Consider the following 17,239-nt stretch of genomic DNA (forward strand, 5'->3'; position numbering starts at 1 on the left):
GGTAATTTTTTGGAAAAATTCGCGTTTATTATCCACCCGATCGACGCCAAGCGCGATGTCGCGCGCAAAGGCGGCGTCTACAGCGTCGCCAAGTACTTGCCGGAGTCGGCGGTGGAGTGGGCGATTAAGCACAAGGAGCCGATTGTCGCCTCCCATATTACCGGCTTGAAGTCCCTCACCGGCGCTGAGGCCGAGGGCTGGTTCATTGCCTGCCCGCTGACCCCGCGCCAGCTAATGACTCTGCCGACGGAGTTTGTCATCAAGCGTCTGGTGCAGTGCGGGAAGCTCGCGGAGTCGCTGGGCGCGAAGATCATTGGCCTGGGCGCCTTTACCTCGGTGGTGGGGGATGGCGGAATCACCGTCGCCAAGCAGCTCGATATCGCCGTGACGACGGGCAATTCCTACACCGTGGCGACCGCCGTGGAGGGAACCATCGACGGCGCGAAGCGGATGGGAATCTCTCTCGAAAACGCGAAAGTCGCCATTGTCGGCGCGACCGGCTCGATTGGCCGCACGTGCGCGCACCTGCTGGCGCCCCGCGCCGCCGAGATCGCCCTGATCGGCCGCGACCTGGACCGCCTCGGCGCGGTCGCCGCCGAACTGAACGGCGCATGCGTCACGCTGCATAACGATGTCCATACGGGCCTGCGCGACGCCGAAGTCGTCGTCACCGTCACCAGCGCCGTCGACGCCGTGATTCAGCCCGAAGACCTCGTCCCCGGCTGCGTCGTCTGTGACGTCGCCCGCCCCCGCGACGTCTCCGTCCGCGTCAACCGCGAGCGCAACGACGTCCTCGTCCTCGAAGGCGGCGTCGTCGCCGTCCCCGGCGCCGATCTCGATTTCCGTTTCAACTTCGGCTTCCCCCCGAAAACCGCCTACGCCTGCATGTCCGAAACCATGATGCTGGCGCTCGAAGGCCGCTACGAATCCTTCACCCTCGGCAAAGACGTCACCGTCGCGCAGGTGAACGAGATCAGCGCGCTCGCCAAAAAGCACGGCTTTCATCTGGCGGGGTATCGCAGTTTTGAGAAAAAAGTCGAGGACAGCGATATCGAAATGCGACGGCGCAATGCGGAGGAGCGGCGGAAGAAGAAGGCGGCGTAGACACTATTTCTCCGACGCTTTAGCGCCGGGGGAATAGGGCCTAACCTTCCTCCCCCGCCATAATCACCGCCGCCGGCATCATCCGCGCGAGCGGTCGCACTAATCCCGCGTCCACCTGAATCCGCATCACATGCTCGATATCTTTGTACGCCTGCGGTCCTTCCTCCACGCTTAGCCCCTCGATCCAGATATCTTCCCGCTCCAGCATCCGACGCGCCTCGGCGGCGCTAAATCTGTCGCGAGCGACCGTGCGGCTGCCGACGCGGCCGGCGCCGTGCGAGGCGCTTTCGAGCGCTTCGGGGGCGCCGAGACCTTCCACGATGTAGCTGGCCGTGCCCATGCTGCCAGGGATGACGCCAAGGACGCCCGTCTCCGCCGGCGTCGCGCCCTTACGGTGAATAATCAGATCGCCTTTGCGCCAGGCGAAGTTGTGATGGTTCTGGATCGTCGCGGCGGCTTTGAGCTTCGTGCGCTGTAGGAAATCGGCATGGATGACCTCGTGACACGCCTTCGCGAAATCGCCGGCGAGGTGCATGGCCGTCCAGTATTCGCGTCCGGCGTCCGAATCCATGTCCAGCCATTCATAGAACTTGGGCGCGCGGGCCCTGCGCCGTGTTTCTAACGCGGCGAGCCGCATATAGTGATTGGCGATGGCGTAGCCAATGCCGCGCGAGCCGCTGTGTGTGAGCAGGCCGCAGAAGCGTTGTGATACGCCGTCTAATCCATCAGGGACGAGACGTTCGCCAATCACTAACTCGGCAAAATGGTTGCCGCTGCCGCTGGTGCCGAGCTGCCCGGCGGCGCGGTCCTGCAATCCGCGCGTCTGGCGCGTCAGATCCCAGGCGTCGTCTTCCAAGATTGCATGATCGGCGGGGTGGGGGCGCTTGCCGCCCGTCCCAAAGACCGTGATGGCTTTCAAGTCTTCAAAAAGCTTCTCGCGGCTTAGCCGAAGCTGATCGGGAGACAAATCGAACAGCGTCAGGTGCATGCGGCAGCCGATATCCACGCCGACCATGGCCGGCGAGATGGCGTTGTGCGCCGCGAACACCCCGCCGATCGGCAGCGCGTATCCGACATGCGCGTCCGGCATGAGTGCGCCCTGCGCGGCGATCGGCAGTTGCAGGGCAAGCCGAAGCTGCGCGAGCGCCACGGAGTCAATATCCGATCCAATCTCGCCATACACACGATACGGCGCGGTCGTCTCGCGCATCGCGAGCAGCGCCTCGGGCTTGCCGAAGGCGCGTTCGAGCTCGGACGCAATGTCATCCGCGCCCCGCCCCGCCTTCTTCAGCGCCGCCGCTTCCTTCGAGATCTGCGTGAACCGCTTGTCGCCCTTCCAGGTCTTGAGTAATGGCTGTAATTTCATATATGGGCCTTATCGATTGGGGGAGGGGATTTGGTAATGATGCTGTTGAGTGGCAAGGCAACAGAGCGGCTGGCGGTTTTCCCCGGTTATGAATCCGGGTCTGGGAGGGCTTCGCCCTAACCGTCCGTGCCGGACGGAAGAAATTTGTTATCGGCAACTGGAGTTTGCGTCCGGCACGGACGCTTAGCCCGAAGGGCTCTCAGACCCGGGTTTCATAACCGGGGAATTCTGAGGGCCTTCCTCCTCTCCACTTGACAATCCCACACTCAAGGAACCGAAGAAAAAATCAAGAAGAAGTTTAGCACTCGCTTGACATGAGTGCTAATAATGAGGATAATACTGGACGGAACATTCCACAAGTTTATTCTCGACAACCACTGAGGGAGGTCAACACCTATGCTGAAGCCATTGGGCGACCGGATCATCGTTAAGGCTCTGGAAGCCGAGCAGACAACCGCCGGCGGAATCATCCTGCCGGAGACCGCGAAAGAAAAGCCGCAGCGCGGCGAAGTGCTGGCGGTCGGACCGGGCAAGACGCTCGATAACGGCAAAGTCAGCGCGGTCGACGTGAAGGTGGGCGACAAGGTCGTCTACTCCAAGTACGGCGGCACGGAGATCAAGGTCAAGGGCGAGGAAGTCATTATCCTGCGCGCCGACGATGTGCTGGGAATCCTGAACGCTTAGTTCGGAACAGCGAATTTTGACCCGATTTTACGATCACATTTAGGCCGGTCGGAAGACCCGCCGAAGGAGAAACACACAGAGATGGCAGCAAAAGATCTGTTGTTCGATGAGCAGGCCCGGCGCGCGCTGGAGCGCGGCGTCAACACCCTGGCCGACGCCGTAAAGGTGACCCTGGGACCGCGTGGCCGCTATGTCGTACTGGAGAAGAAGTTCGGCTCCCCCTCGCTCGTGGACGACGGCGTCACGATCGCCAAGGAGATCGAGATCGAGGACAAGTTCGAGAACATGGGCGCGCAGCTCGTTCGCGAAGTCGCCTCCAAGACCAATGACGTCGCCGGCGACGGCACCACTACCGCCACCGTTCTGGCCCAGGCGATCGTTCGCGAAGGCCTGAAGAACGTCGCGGCCGGCGCCAACCCGCTCGCCGTCAAGCGCGGCATCGACCTCGCGGTCGCCGCCGCCGTCGCCGAGATCGGCCGCCTCGCGGTCAAGGTCGAAGGCAAGGAAGCGATCACGCAGGTCGCCACCAACTCCGCCAAGAACACCCTGATCGGCGACCTGATCGCCGACGCGATGGACAAGGTCGGCAAGGATGGTGTCATCACCGTCGAAGAGAGCAAGGGAACCACGACCGCTCTGGAGCTGGTCGAGGGCATGCAGTTCGATAAGGGCTACATCTCCCCCTACTTCGTCACCGACGCCGAGCGCCTCGAAGTCGTGCTGGACGAGCCGCTGATCCTGCTGTTCGAGAAGAAGATCTCCAACATCCAGGACCTGCTTCCCGTGCTGGAGAAGGTTGTCCGCCAGGGCCGCCCGCTCGTCATCATCGCGGAAGATGTCGACGGCGAAGCGCTCGCCACTCTGGTCGTCAACAAGCTGCGCGGCACGATCAACGTCGTCGCCGTCAAGGCGCCCGGCTTCGGCGACCGCCGCAAGGCCATCCTTGAGGACATCGCCGTTCTGACCTCCGGCCAGTTCATCACCGAGGACCTGGGCATCAAGCTGGAAGGCATCGACGAGACCTCGCTCGGCTCCGCCAAGCGCGTCGTCGTGACCAAGGACGACACCACGATCGTCGAAGGCAAGGGCTCCGTGCAGGCCATCCAGGGCCGCATCGCTCAGATCAAGGCTCAGATCGAGAAGTCCGACAGCGACTACGACCGCGAGAAGCTCCAGGAGCGCCTGGCGAAGCTTTCGGGCGGCGTGGCCGTCATCCAGGTCGGCGCCGCGACCGAGACCGAACTCAAAGAGAAGAAGCACCGCATCGAGGACGCTCTTTCCGCCACCCGCGCCGCGGTTGAGGAAGGCATCGTTCCCGGCGGCGGCACCACGCTGATCAAGGCCATCGCGGCTTTGGACAAGCTGGAACTGACCGGCGACGAGAAGGTCGGCGTCGCGATCATCCGCCGCGCTCTTGAGGAGCCGGCGCGCCAGATCGCGAACAACGCGGGCGTCGAAGGCTCGGTTATCGTCGATGAGATCAAGCGCAACGGCCTCGGCTACAATGCCGCGACCGGCGAGTTCGGCGACCTGGTCGCTCAGGGCATCGTCGATCCGGCCAAGGTGACCCGCTCCGCGCTGCAAAACGCGGCCAGCATCGCCGGCCTGATCCTGACGACCGAAACCCTGATCGCCGAGCGCCCCGAGAAGAACCCTGCCCCGGCAGGCGGCGGCGGCGGTGGAATGGGCGGCGGCATGCCCGGAATGGGCGGCATGGGCGGCTTCTAACCGAGCCGTTCGCACCATAGCATTTACCGTGCGGAGCAGGGACATACTGTCCCTGCTCTTTTTTCGTCGCGACCTTAACCTCTGTTTGCGGTACAATCGTCGTAGATATTAACTCTATCGATGGGCTTGTATGATTCTCACTCAACCCCGTGACCCTAGATTTATCACTCTTCGTCGTGGCGGAACGCTGACCGATACAAATCACCACCTTCTGGCGATGTGGGCTGCTGCATGTGCGGAGCACGTACTGCATTTCTTTGAGGAAGCGCGACCTGGAAATAACGGGCCGCGACATGCGATTGAGCAATGCCGTGCGTGGGCTCGCGGCGAGATTGGTATGCGCGAATCCCGCAAGACCGCTTATGACGCCAATGCGGCGGCCAGAGACCTCTCCGGCGCTGCAAGATACGCTGCTTACGCCGCCGGGCAAGCGGCGGCGGTTGCCCATGTGGCGGCGCACGAACTAGGCGCGGCGGCCTACGCAATTCGGGCGGCGCAAGCGGCGGCTCCTGAGGGGGAACGCGAACTTGCTGGTCGTCAGGAATGCCAGTGGCAGCGTGACCTGCTGCCCGACGAAATCCGAGATCTCGTGCTAGACGACCAGCGTCTGCGTAATCATGCGTGTTGGTTTGTGTTTGATTAAAGAGCGCATTGCTTCGGCGATGCGCTCTTTTTTTGCGTCTGTATGGTTGAACGAGCGCGTTTTTGCGTACACTATGTATTCAAACCGTTGGGGAGGGCATGAATGGCGAACGCAATCAAAATCGACAAGCCGCAGAAGATTCGGCTGAAAGACTACGATCCAAACGAAAAGGGCAAGACCAATAAAGAATCGAGTGAGGCGGAGATCCAGAGTCTCAGTGAAGAGATCAATCAGCTCCAGGATCTGCTCTACGCCGCGCAGACGCACAGTGTCCTGATCGTGCTGCAAGCCCCCGACACCGGAGGCAAGGACGGGACCATCACGCACGTCATGGCGGCGGTCAACCCGCTGGGCTGCTCTGTGGCGTCCTTCAAAGTCCCATCGACGCTCGAAGCCTCCCACGACTTCCTCTGGCGCATCCATCAGCAAACGCCCGGCAAGGGCAACATGACGATCTTCAACCGCTCGCACTACGAGGATGTTCTCGTGACCAAGGTGCATGGCCTGATCGACGAAAAGACCTGCAAGAAGCGCTACGACCATATCAAGAACTTCGAGGCGATGCTGGCCGATTCCAATACGATCATCATGAAGTTCTACTTGATGATCAGCAAAGACGAGCAAGAAAAGCGGCTGAAAGCCCGCGAAGCCGATCCCAGCAAAGCCTGGAAACTCAGCGCCGGCGACTGGAAAGAGCGCGAGCTATGGGACAAGTACATGGGCGCCTACGAAGACGCCATTGGCGCGACGGCGGCCCCGAATGCGCCCTGGTATATCATTCCCGGCAATTACAAGTGGTATCGGAACCTGGCCATCGCGACGACCATTCGTGACACGCTGGCGGCGTACAAGGGCGAATGGGAAGACGCGCTGAAGAAGATCGGCGAGGAGCGCTTGAAGGAGCTGAAAGAGGCGCGGGCGGGAAGCGATCGGGCATGAGGGCGCCCCATCCCCCCGCCGAAATTTACTTCGGCGGGGGGATGGGGATCCTCACCACCCCCGCGATCCGCTCCAGCGTGAACGCCGTCGCGCCCTGGTTGTCCTCTAAAATCGACCGCGCCGCCGCCCCCATCTTTGCCTGCTTCTCTGGATCTGCAAAAATCGACCGCAGCGCCTCCGTCAAATCACGCTCCTGTGTCGCCGCGTCACTCTCAAGCGCCGTGATTTGAATCGCCGCGCCCTTCTCCAAAAACTCATCAACAATCTGTGGGAAGTTCTCCATATGCGGCCCGATCACGATCGGCTTGGCGAACTGCGCCGGCTCCATGATGCTGTGCCCGCCCACGGGAACAAGCGTGCCTCCGACGAAGGCGACGGCGGCGAACTGGTAGGCGGCGGCAAGTTCGCCGTAGGTGTCGAGCAGCAGCACTTCGGCGCCGGCGCTTGCCTCGCCAGGGCGGGAGCGGCGGCGCACGGTGAATCCTTCACGTTCGGCGAGGGCGGCGACGCTGTCGAACCGCTCGGCGTGGCGCGGGACGATCAGCAGGCGTGTATTCGCCAGCGTTGGATCTTCTCGAAGCGCGCGCAGGGCGCGTAAGAGGACAATATCCTCGCCCTCGTGCGTGCTGCCGGCGACGATCAGTTGCCCTTTCCATCGTGAAAGCTCCAGCGCGGCATTCAGCCCTTTGGCCTTTTCGGCGACCAGGGCGGCGTCGGCGGGTGTCTGATCGTACTTTAAGTTGCCGCTCATGGCGATTTTGCTCGGCGGCGCGCCAAGGCGCTGGATACGGGCGGCGTCCTCAGGCGACTTCATCAGCAGCGCGGCGTACTCGCCCAAAACACGAGCGAGCATTGGCTGCGCCCACAGATATTGCCGGAACGACTTTGCCGCAATCCGTCCATTCACCATCACCACGGGAATATTGCGCAGCTTCGCCTGATGCACGACGTTCGGCCAGATCTCCGTATCGACGATAATCAGCGCCGACGGCTGGATAAAATCCAGCACATTGCCGGCGACGCCGGGCAGATCGACGGGGAAGAAGAACACATTGCCGGGACCATACAGCTTCTCATATCGCTCATGCGCGATGGCGTTGCCGCTCGCGGTGATGGTCGAGAATATCAGCCGGGCGCCGGGAAACCGCTCGTGCAGCGCGGCTGCGAGCCCCTGCACGCTCAGCGTTTCGCCAACGGAGCAGGCATGGATCCAGAGGGTAGGGCGCCCGTCCGCGCGCAGGGATTCGGGCAAACGGCCCATGCGCTGGCGCAGCTTCGGCAGGTGCTTCTTGTGGCGGACGGCGTTGTAGAGGAGAACAGGGGCCATCGCCAGGAGCCAGATTGTGAGGAGGGTGGTGTATAGGGCGTACATATAGGGTTGGCTATCTTTGCCAAACGAACGGCGGTAAGGCAGATTGCCGGCGGTTAAAACCGCGCCTACAAGAGCGCAGAAGTCCCCCTGCGGGGACTACGTAGTCCTATGCGATATCACCTAATATAAACGTCACATTAGGCGATATCATGACCGATGATGTAACCCACGAAGGTGGGTTTCTGCGCTCTTGTAGGCGCGGTTTTAACCGCCGGCAATCCTAATCACGGTGCGGCGCACCTGCTGGTGCGTAAATCAATGCAGCTCGTTCTCAAACAGCGCGATCACCTCTTGCAGTTCCGCCTCCGTGTCCACGCCCACCGTCTCAAACGGCGTTTCGGACACATAGATCGGCGCGCCGTTTTCCAGGTATCGGAGCTGCTCTAACTGCTCGCTGAGTTCTAACCCTCCCTGCGGCCAGCCGTGAAAGACGGTCAGTGCGGCGCGGGTGTAGGCGTAGAGGCCGATGTGCTTGAAGTATTCGGCGTGGCCGGTTCCGTCGCGGTCGTAAGGAATGGGGGAGCGCGAGAAGTACAGCGCCTGCCCGTCGGTCGCGGTGACGACTTTGACGTTGTTCGGGTTCTGCGCTTCGTCCACGCCGATCTTCACCTTGAGGGTGGCGATTTGCGCCTCGCGTTCGTCCAGCATAGGCGCCAGCAGCTTCTCGATGTGCTCGGGTTTCAGTGTCGGCTCGTCGCCCTGGATGTTGACGTAAACATCGGCGTCGGTGCGGGTGAGGACTTCGTAGAGGCGGTCGCTGCCGGACGGGTGCTCGGCGGTCATCATGACGGGGATTTCGGCGGCGGCGCATGAGTCGTAGACTTCGCGGCTGTCGGTGGCGACGATGATCTCCGTGAGCAGCGGCGAGCGGCGGGCGTTCTGGTAGACCCAGTGCACCATCGGCTTGCCGGCGATCAGGCGCAGGACCTTGCCGGGAAGGCGCGTGCTGTGGAGGCGGGCGGGGATGACTCCTAAGATCTTCATAAGCAAGTGCGGCCTTTACAAATTGGAAACTGAATCCTGAGTATAACCCAGCGTGTGGAGGGGTGTCAATGACGGAGGGCCGAAGGGAGGCGATTTTCGGGTACAATCAAGGCAAATCGAACGCCTATTTGTATTTTTACGACACCCCCAAACCCATGCCGACCCATCCGCCTATCCGTCTGATGCACTTTGCCGATGTCCACTTTGGTGTCGAGAACTATGGTCGTTTCGATCCCGCGACGGGCTTGAACTCGCGTTTGGTGGACTTCCGAGACGCGCTGAACGCCGCCATTGACGTGGCGCTCGCGGCGGGCGTGGAGATCGCGCTGTTCGCCGGCGACGCCTACAAAACGCGCGATCCGAACCAGACGCAGCAGCGCGAATTCGCCGCCTGCATCGGGCGTCTGACACAGGCGGGAATTCCGGTGGTGATGCTGGCGGGAAACCACGACATCCCCAACACCAAGGGGCGCGCGAACTCGATTGAGATCTTCGGCGCGCTTGCGGCGGGCCGAATGTTCGTGCTGGATACGCCCAACGTGATCCAGGTCACCACCAGCAAGGGCAATACGCTGCAAGTGGCGTCGATGCCGTATTTGATCAAGAGCCTGGTTCTTTCGCGCGAAGAATCCAAGGACAAAGGCGTGCAGGAGACGACGGAGATGATCGTCGCCCGCTATGAGGCCGGCATCAATCAGCTGGCGGCGAAATGCGACCCCAACTTGCCGACGGCGCTGATGGGCCACTTCAGCGTCTCCAACGCCAAGCTCAGCGCCAACCAGATCGGATATTTGACCAACGAGCCCGAAGTCTCGATGTCCGCGCTGACTCAGTCGCCGTTCGACTATGTCGCGCTGGGGCATATCCATCGCTTCCAGGATCTGAACCGAGGGCAGCAGCCGCCCGTCGTTTATTCGGGAAGCATTGAGCGGATCGACTTCGGCGAACGAAATGAAGAAAAGGGGTTCGCGCTCGTCGATCTGGTCAAGGGCTTCACGGAAGTCAAGCATGTCGAGGTCAAGACGCGTCCCTTTGTCGAAATCGAAGTCGACGCGACCGACGCCGGCGAGGAGCCGACGGAAAAGATTTTGCTGGCGATCGCCAAGCACGACATCCGGGACGCTGTCGTCAAGGCGTCGTACCAGATCCGCTCCGAACAGCTGGCCCACCTGCGCGAAAACGACCTGCGCGCGGCCTTGCAATCGGCGTTCATGGTGGTGGCGCTGCACAAGGAAATCAAGCGCGACACCGACGCCGTGCGCTCCAAGCTGATGACCGAAGCGCTCGACCCGTTGCAGGCCCTTGCAACCTACTGCGACACCCGCGACAGCCTGCGCGGCCGCAAGGACGAAATGCTGCTCCGCGCCGAACCGCTGCTGCGGGAGCTGGAGGCGGAGGAGACGGTAGGGAAGTAAGGCGGGTTACCCAGACAAACCCACCCCCGGCCTTCGGCCGACCCCTCCCGCCGCCGGGAAGGGTGAATAAGATTGCCTCTTACGGTGGGCGCTTACGATAACACACTCTGAAATAACCCTTCCCGGCGGCGGGAGGGGTCGGCCGAAGGCCGGGGGTGGGTTTGCTTTGGTTAGGTATAATATTCAGAACTCATGATTCCAGTCCGCCTAGAACTCAAGAACTTCATGTCCTACGGCGAGGACGCGCCCGTGCTCGACCTTACCGGGATGCATACGCTGTGTCTCTCCGGCGAGAACGGCAACGGCAAGAGCGCGCTGCTGGACGCCATCACGTGGTCGCTGTGGGGCGAAAGCCGCGCGGGGAAAAACAAGCACGACGAGCTCGTTCGCATTGGCGCGGATGAGATGAGCGTGCAGTTTACGTTCGATCTGGACGGTCAGCGCTTTCGCGTGCTGCGCAAGCGGTCCAAGCGCGCGAGTGGGAACGTTTGGGAATTGCAGCAGGAGCAGGCGGAAGGCGCGTGGCGGTCGCTGACGGGGAACAACTCGGGCGAAACGGAGCGGGCGATCCAGAAGCTTCTGCGCATGTCGTACGATACGTTTATCAACTCGGCGTATCTGCGGCAGGGACAGGCGGATCGGTTTGTTCAGCAGTCGCCGGGCAAGCGCAAGGAGATTTTGGCCGACATCCTCGATCTGTCTCGCTACGATCAGCTCGAAGCCAAGGCGCGGGAAAAAGCGCGCGAGGCGATGACGGAAGTCGTGGACGCCGAGCGGGATATCAACGGCATGAGCGCGGAGCTGGCGAGCGAGGCGCAGTATCGCGAATCGCTGGCGGCATTGCAGGCGCGTTACGCCGAGCTGGAAGCCAAGCAGGAAGTCCTCAAAAAAGAGTGGGACGATCTGCGGGACCGGCGCGGGCAATTGGAAAGTCAGCGTGAATTCGCGGAGCGGGTGAAGGCGCAGATCGCGACGCTGGACGCCGAAATCGTGGAGCTGACCAATGAGCTGACGGAGCAGAACCGCGAGGCCGACCGCTGGAAGGCGATCCTGGTCCGTAAGGATGAGATCGAACGGGACCACGCGCTGCTTGTCCGGACCCGCGAGGATTTGGGAACGCTGGAAGAAAACGTCGCCAAGCTGCATCGTGGGCGTCAGATGCTCGCGGACGCCGAGAAAGAGTGGCTGACGGCGCAGAACGAGATGCACCGGAAGCTGGAGCGCGCGACGATCGATTACCAGCAGGCGCTCGGACGGATTGCGGTCCTGCCCGACTTGCAGCGTGAACACGCCGTCGCGAAGACGGCGGTTGCGGGCGCGGAGTCGATGGAGGCCGAGCGCCAAACGGCGCAGGCGCGCCTGACCGTTGTGCGCGAGAACCTCTCACAGCTTCAGCAGGACAATGCGGCCGTCGGCGAACAGATCAAGCAGTGGGAGAGCCGCCTGGCGGCGATTGCCGACCAGCAGGGCGTATGCTCGGTTTGTAATTCGCCGCTGCCGCCGGAGAAGATCGCCGAAACGCAGCGGGAGTACCAGGACAGCCTCGCGGCGTCCAACGCGCAGCGCAAGACGATCTGGGCGCAGGCGAAGCAGACCAAGGAAGAACTCGCGGCCCTGGAGCGTCAGGTCACGGCTTTGGACCAGTCGCTCACGGCGCTGACGGCGGACCGGGTGCGCCTCGGACAGCTCGAACAGCGCCTCTTGGAATTAGAGGAAGTGCAGCGCGAGCTGCCGCAATTGGAAGCGCGCGCGACCGAGACTAAGGCTCTGTTCGACGCCAAGGCGTACGCGCCCGAGATCCTGGCGACGGTCACGCGTTATCGCGACGCGATTGCGAAGCTGGGCGATGTCGAGGCGGCGCATGCGGCGGCGCGCGAAACGGCGGCGCGGCTGGCGCCGGTCGATCGTCAGCACCTGGAGCTGGCGCACGCGGCCGAAGCGCTCGCCGCCGCCGAAAGCCGCTTGCAGCGCGCCGATCGATCGCTGCGCCAGCGGCGCGATGCGCGCGATGAGGCGATGATCCAGCAGAAGCAGATCGCCGACGTCAGCTCCGAGCTTGCCGCGCTGGACGCCCGCGCGAATGAGATCAAGGTGATGGAGAACGAGCGGCGCCAGAGCGCGAGCGCGACATCCCATGAGATCGGCCGCTATCAGCAGCTCGTGATGCGCTGCGAGGACCTGAAGGCGCAGAAGGTTGTGAAAGAAGCGGCGCTGCTCGCGGCCAAGAAAGAGCAGGAGATCCACGACCAGCTTGCCAAGGCCTTCGGCAAAAAGGGCGTGCAGGCGCTGATTATCGAGAACGCCATTCCGGAGATCCAGGAAGAAGCCAATCGATTGCTGGAGCGGCTGACCGATGGCGATATGACGATTTACTTTGAGACGCTGCGCGAGGCGAAGTCCAAGAAGGACACGCCGATCGAGACGCTGGATATCAAGGTCAGCGACAGTCTCGGCACGCGGCCGCTGGAGATGTATTCGGGAGGAGAGGGGTTCCGGGCGGCGTTCGCCCTGCGGATCGCGCTGTCCAAGCTGCTGGCGCGGCGCGCCGGCGCCAAGCTGCAAACACTGATCATCGACGAAGGGTTCGGCACACAGGACGGCAAGGGGCGCGAGCGTCTTGTGGACGCCCTGAACGCGATCAAAGAAGACTTCGAGAAGATCATCGTGATCACGCACATCGATGAACTGAAAGACGCCTTCGCCTCGCGCGTCGAGATCGTGAAGACGCCGATGGGGTCGCAGATCACGATCATGGAGGGGGCTTCGGGCTGATGCGGCTTCGTTTCGCAATGGGGAGCGTCGTCGCTTTCGCCGCGGCGTTTGGCCTCAATCAGCTGCTGTCGCTGACGATCGCCAATATGATCTTTCAGGATCCGGCGCTCTACGATGGATCGGTCGGGTTCTTCACGCTGATCGTCCCGGCGTTCGCCGGCGGACTGCTGGGGGGCTTGATCGGCAAGACTTACGGCATGCAGGCGGCCGCCGCCGCGTTCGCGGTCTGGCTCGTGGCCGGCGCATTGCATCCGTTCTGGCGGGTGCTGCCCGTGACGCCGGCGTCGGCGCACAATTTGGGCCTTTATTTTCTGGTGCGCAACCCGGTGGTCGCCCTCGCGTTTGGAACGCTGGGCGGCTGGCTGGGGGCGCAATTTGCGACGGGACGATTTACCCTGGCGGATCGAATGCCGGTGGTGATTGACGGTTTGGAAGAGTAAATTTATGTTTGTTGATGAAGTCACAATTAATGTCAAGGCGGGCGACGGCGGCGATGGCTCCGTCGGATTCCGCAAAGAAAAGTACGTCCCTCGCGGCGGCCCCAACGGCGGGGACGGCGGCGATGGCGGCGATATCTATATGGAAGCCGATTCCAACCTGTCCACGCTGCTCGACTTCCGCTACCAGCGAAAGTACGAAGCGCCGAACGGCGTGAACGGCGCGAGCCGGGACATGAACGGCAAGGGAGCGGACGACCTTGTCCTGAAGGTGCCGATCGGGACGGTCGCCACCGACCTCTCGAATGGAAAGGTCGTCGCCGATCTGACCAAAGCCGGGCAGAAGATCCGAATCGTCCGGGGCGGGCAGGGGGGACGCGGTAATTCCCACTTCTCCAGCTCGACGTTGCAGGCGCCCAAGTTCGCGGAAAACGGCGAGCCCGGCCAGGAACTCACGCTCAAGCTGGAGCTGAAGCTGCTGGCCGATGTGGGCCTGATCGGCTATCCCAACGTCGGCAAGAGCACTTTGATCGCCGGCATTTCGGCGGCGAAGCCGAAAATTGCCGATTATCCATTCACGACACTGGTGCCGAACCTCGGCGTCGTGCGTGTCGATGAGGAGCGCAACTTCGTTGTGGCGGACATTCCCGGTCTAATCGAAGGCGCGAGCGAAGGCATCGGCCTGGGGCATCAGTTCCTGCGCCATATCGAGCGCACACGGCTGCTCGTCCATCTCATCGATGTTTCCGGCATGACGGGGCGCGAGCCGCTTGACGACTATGCGATCATCAATCGTGAGCTGGAAGCGTACAACGAAAAGCTGTCGCAGCTACCGCAGATCATCGCCTTGAACAAGATCGACCTCGCCGAGCCGGAGATGGTTCAGCTTTACAAAGAGGAGCTGGAGAAGGAAGGCAGCGAAGTCTTCCTGGTCTCGGCGGCGACGCGTCAGGGCCTGGAAGCGATCATTTACGAATGCTCCACACGGCTTGCCGCGCTGCCTAACGAGCCGGAGCCCGTGGACGAAACCGTGATGATCACTGTCGATACGATGGCCCAGCGCCGGCGCGATCGCCGGTGGGACGCCATTTACGATAAGGGCAACGATATTTATATCGTCAGCGGTCCGGGCATGGAGCGCGTGGTCGCCATGACGAATATGGACAACGAGGCCGCCGTGGAGCGCCTGCAAAAGACGATCGAGAAGGCCGGCGTTATCAACAAGCTGCGCGCCCTGGGCGCCAAGGAAGGCGATAGCGTCCGGATCGGCAAGATTGAGTTCAGTTTCTACGATGAGGACGCGGAGGATCCGAGGGCGAAGAAGGCTTCGGACGACGATGAAGACGATGACTACGAAGATTGAAATCGAGGCGGCGGAGCCGACGGTCGTGACGCGCCTGGTGGTGAAGGTCGGCTCCAGCACGGTGACGCAAAGTAACGGCGTGACGGACCGCACATATATTGCCGATCTGGCGGCTCAGATCGCCGCTCAGCGCTCTCAGGGCCGGTCGGTGATCCTGGTGTCGAGCGGCGCCGTTGCCGCGGGCATGGCTCGCCTGGGGCAAGTGGGCCGTCCAAAGACGATTCCGCAAAAGCAGGCCGCCGCCGCCGTCGGGCAGGGCCTGCTGATGCAGACCTACGCCGATGCGTTTGGAGCGCACGGCGTCACGGTCGCTCAAATTCTATTGACCCGCGACGACCTGCGCGACCGCACGCGCTACTTGAATGCGCGCAACACCTTTGCCGCGCTGCTCAAAGCCGGCGTGGTGCCGATCGTCAACGAGAACGACACCGTGGCCGTTGATGAGATCAAGTTTGGCGACAACGATACGCTGGCCGCGCTGGTGGCGTCGCTCGCCGAGGCCGACGCGCTCCTACTGCTTTCCGACGTCGCGGGGCTTTACGACCGGGACCCCACGCAGTTCGCCGACGCTGAGTTGATCCCCGTTGTGGAGAAGATCGACAAGGCGACCGAGCAGCGCGCCGGCTCGGCGCGCTCCAAAGTCGGCGCCGGCGGGATGACGACGAAGATTCAGGCGGCGAAGATTTGCGCCGGCGCGGGCGTGCGCATGACCATCGCCAACGGCCACCGTCCCAACGTGATCGCCGACGCCCTCGCGGGCGAGTGCGGCACGCTCTTCCTGCCGCGCCCGGAGCGTCTGGGTCAGCGTAAGCGCTGGATCGCCTACGGGATTGTCCCGAAGGGCTCGATCACCGTCAACGACGGCGCCCGCCAGCGCCTCGTGGATGAAGGCAAAAGCCTGCTCCCGGCGGGCGTCACCCACATCTCCGGCCACTTCCGCGCCGGCGAGCTTGTGCGCCTGCTCGACGCCCACGGCCACGCCTTCGCGCAGGGCTTCGTCAACTACGCGAACGACGATCTCTTCAAGATCATGGGACGGCGCACGGCCGACATCAGCCAGCTCCTCGGCGCCAAGCCGAGCGACGAAGTAGTGCATCGCGACAATCTCGTTCTCAATCTCTAAATCCACACGCTAAGGAACGTATGCTATGACGCCGCCCGACCAGCCCGCGCCGCCGTCCGCACCACCTGTCTGGCCCCCTTCGTCTGTTCCCGATGCCGGTGTCTGGCCGCCAGCTCCTATCTCCGACGCTCCCGGCTTTGTTTACGGCAGCTGCATTGTGCCTTTTAGCACTCTGTTTCTACGCATCAAAGGCTCGGTGTCGGATTTTCGCACCGGATCGATCGAAGTTCAGCAGGCGGGTCTCTCTGTCATGGGGAAGGCCGTTCCCAATGCGGAAACACAAATTCCGATCCTGATTGTCGCTGCGCTCCTGCGAGTTGGATGGCTCTTAGCCGTGCTCGTCATGGAGTATGGTTTTCGAAAAAGCAAATGGCTTGTAATTCCTTGGGAGAATATACAACAGGTTGGACTGGTTCCCAATAAGAGCCGGGTCTGCCTCGTGTTTGACGCGCCGAACGACAAAGGAGTTGTCAAAACTTTCTCACTGGCGTTTAAGCTCGCTCCCGAGCAATACACGCAGTTTGTAAGCGCGGTGAAACCGTTCGTGACGGACCGAATTGGGCCGTCCAATCTGATACGTTGGAATTCGCCGGGCGTAGTGATGTTCTTAACGGTCTTCGCCATTGCGCTTACAGTCGTCATCGTAATCGGCGCAATAAAGTTTTTGCAGCATTGAGAGGTCGTCAGTGATTTCACGTGTGGGCATCATGGGCGGCACATTCGATCCCATTCACTTCGGTCATTTGCTCATGGCCGAAGAAGCGCGTCAGGCGTTTGCGCTGGACGAAGTCGTCTTTGTTCCAAATGGCCGTCCTGCCCATAAGAAGGCGTATCTTGTCAGCTCTCCGGAGGACAGATATGCGATGACGCGGCTTGCGACCGAGTCCAATCCTCAATTCACCTGCTCCCGGATCGAGATCGACCGTCCCGGTCCGTCCTATGCGATCGATACGATCCGCGCGTTTCGCGAGCAGTACACCCACCTCGACGCCCTTTACTTCATCACCGGCGCCGACGCCATCCTCCAAATCCTCACCTGGCGCGAGTACGACAAGCTGGTGGAGGCGTGCCAGTTTATCGCCGTCACACGCCCCGGCTTTTCGCTGGAGCGTCTCTCGGAGCTTGCCGACAAGAACTTCCTCGACCACGTCTCATTCCTGCCGATCCCCGGTTTGGACATCTCCAGCACCGACATTCGCGTGCGCATTCATCAGCGGCGCAGCATTCGCTATCTCTGCCCGGACAGTATTGTGGATTATATCGAAGATTCGGGGCTGTATCGCCCGCATGAGATGGAGTAAGGAGCAAA

General features: G+C 61.9%; 15 protein-coding genes. 12 read left to right on the top strand and 3 right to left on the bottom strand.

Annotated features, from left to right (window positions below; all coding sequences use genetic code 11):
* The first annotated feature begins 9 nt into the window (after positions 1-9).
* Positions 10-1,104, top strand: coding sequence for a shikimate dehydrogenase (locus D5261_RS19060; protein WP_119323230.1), 1,095 nt, complete (start codon positions 10-12; stop codon positions 1,102-1,104).
* Positions 1,105-1,144: 40 nt separating this feature from the next.
* Here D5261_RS19060 and D5261_RS19065 read toward each other — a convergent pair whose 3' ends face one another.
* Positions 1,145-2,470 carry an RtcB family protein gene (locus D5261_RS19065; RefSeq protein ID WP_119323229.1) on the bottom strand — a complete coding sequence of 442 codons (1,326 nt, stop codon included), beginning with the start codon at positions 2,468-2,470 and terminating at the stop codon, positions 1,145-1,147.
* A 396-nt stretch (positions 2,471-2,866) separates the two neighbouring features.
* Between D5261_RS19065 and groES the strand changes: the two genes are divergently transcribed.
* The 4 genes from groES (at position 2,867) to D5261_RS19085 (ending at position 6,464) form a co-directional block, all read left to right on the top strand.
* Positions 2,867-3,154 (top strand): co-chaperone GroES, encoded by a 288-nt coding sequence (groES, locus tag D5261_RS19070; RefSeq protein WP_119323228.1) that lies wholly within the window; start codon positions 2,867-2,869, stop codon positions 3,152-3,154.
* Between the two features lie 81 nt (positions 3,155-3,235).
* Positions 3,236-4,882: a chaperonin GroEL gene (gene groL / locus D5261_RS19075; protein WP_119323227.1), complete on the top strand. Its 1,647-nt coding sequence runs from the start codon at positions 3,236-3,238 to the stop codon at positions 4,880-4,882.
* A gap of 130 nt (positions 4,883-5,012) precedes the next feature.
* Complete coding sequence (locus D5261_RS19080; protein ID WP_119323226.1) at positions 5,013-5,525, top strand: putative immunity protein; 513 nt, start codon at positions 5,013-5,015, stop codon at positions 5,523-5,525.
* Positions 5,526-5,627: 102 nt separating this feature from the next.
* Positions 5,628-6,464 (top strand): PPK2 family polyphosphate kinase, encoded by an 837-nt coding sequence (locus D5261_RS19085; RefSeq protein ID WP_119323225.1) that lies wholly within the window; start codon positions 5,628-5,630, stop codon positions 6,462-6,464.
* Positions 6,465-6,489: 25 nt separating this feature from the next.
* Here D5261_RS19085 and D5261_RS19090 read toward each other — a convergent pair whose 3' ends face one another.
* Positions 6,490-7,836, bottom strand: a complete 1,347-nt coding sequence (locus tag D5261_RS19090) for a 3-deoxy-D-manno-octulosonic acid transferase (protein ID WP_119323224.1) — start codon at positions 7,834-7,836, stop codon at positions 6,490-6,492.
* A gap of 255 nt (positions 7,837-8,091) precedes the next feature.
* A complete protein-coding gene (kdsB, locus tag D5261_RS19095) occupies positions 8,092-8,820 on the bottom strand; it encodes a 3-deoxy-manno-octulosonate cytidylyltransferase (protein WP_119323223.1) in 729 nt (242 codons plus the stop codon).
* Positions 8,821-8,888: 68 nt separating this feature from the next.
* Here kdsB and D5261_RS19100 point away from each other — a divergent pair, with 68 nt between their 5' ends.
* The 7 genes from D5261_RS19100 (at position 8,889) to nadD (ending at position 17,231) form a co-directional block, all read left to right on the top strand.
* Positions 8,889-10,235: a metallophosphoesterase family protein gene (locus D5261_RS19100; protein WP_119323222.1), complete on the top strand. Its 1,347-nt coding sequence runs from the start codon at positions 8,889-8,891 to the stop codon at positions 10,233-10,235.
* A 192-nt stretch (positions 10,236-10,427) separates the two neighbouring features.
* On the top strand, positions 10,428-13,007 hold the full coding sequence (locus D5261_RS19105; RefSeq protein WP_119323221.1) for an AAA family ATPase: 2,580 nt from the start codon (positions 10,428-10,430) through the stop codon (positions 13,005-13,007).
* On the top strand, positions 13,007-13,447 hold the full coding sequence (locus tag D5261_RS19110) for a hypothetical protein (protein ID WP_125206170.1): 441 nt from the start codon (positions 13,007-13,009) through the stop codon (positions 13,445-13,447). The genes D5261_RS19105 and D5261_RS19110 overlap by 1 nt, the downstream gene beginning before the upstream one ends.
* A 4-nt stretch (positions 13,448-13,451) precedes the next feature.
* Positions 13,452-14,807: a GTPase ObgE gene (obgE, locus tag D5261_RS19115; RefSeq protein WP_119323219.1), complete on the top strand. Its 1,356-nt coding sequence runs from the start codon at positions 13,452-13,454 to the stop codon at positions 14,805-14,807.
* Positions 14,791-15,930 carry a glutamate 5-kinase gene (proB, locus tag D5261_RS19120; protein WP_119323349.1) on the top strand — a complete coding sequence of 380 codons (1,140 nt, stop codon included), beginning with the start codon at positions 14,791-14,793 and terminating at the stop codon, positions 15,928-15,930. The genes obgE and proB overlap by 17 nt, the downstream gene beginning before the upstream one ends.
* A gap of 25 nt (positions 15,931-15,955) precedes the next feature.
* Positions 15,956-16,606, top strand: coding sequence for a hypothetical protein (locus D5261_RS19125; RefSeq protein ID WP_125206169.1), 651 nt, complete (start codon positions 15,956-15,958; stop codon positions 16,604-16,606).
* A 10-nt stretch (positions 16,607-16,616) separates the two neighbouring features.
* The gene (nadD, locus tag D5261_RS19130; RefSeq protein WP_218025688.1) at positions 16,617-17,231 is read left to right on the top strand and encodes a nicotinate-nucleotide adenylyltransferase; all 615 of its coding nucleotides are present in this window, start codon (positions 16,617-16,619) and stop codon (positions 17,229-17,231) included.
* Positions 17,232-17,239: the final 8 nt, after the last annotated feature.

It is taken from the genome of Capsulimonas corticalis, from assembly GCF_003574315.2.
GTDB classification, from domain to species: domain Bacteria; phylum Armatimonadota; class Armatimonadia; order Armatimonadales; family Capsulimonadaceae; genus Capsulimonas; species Capsulimonas corticalis.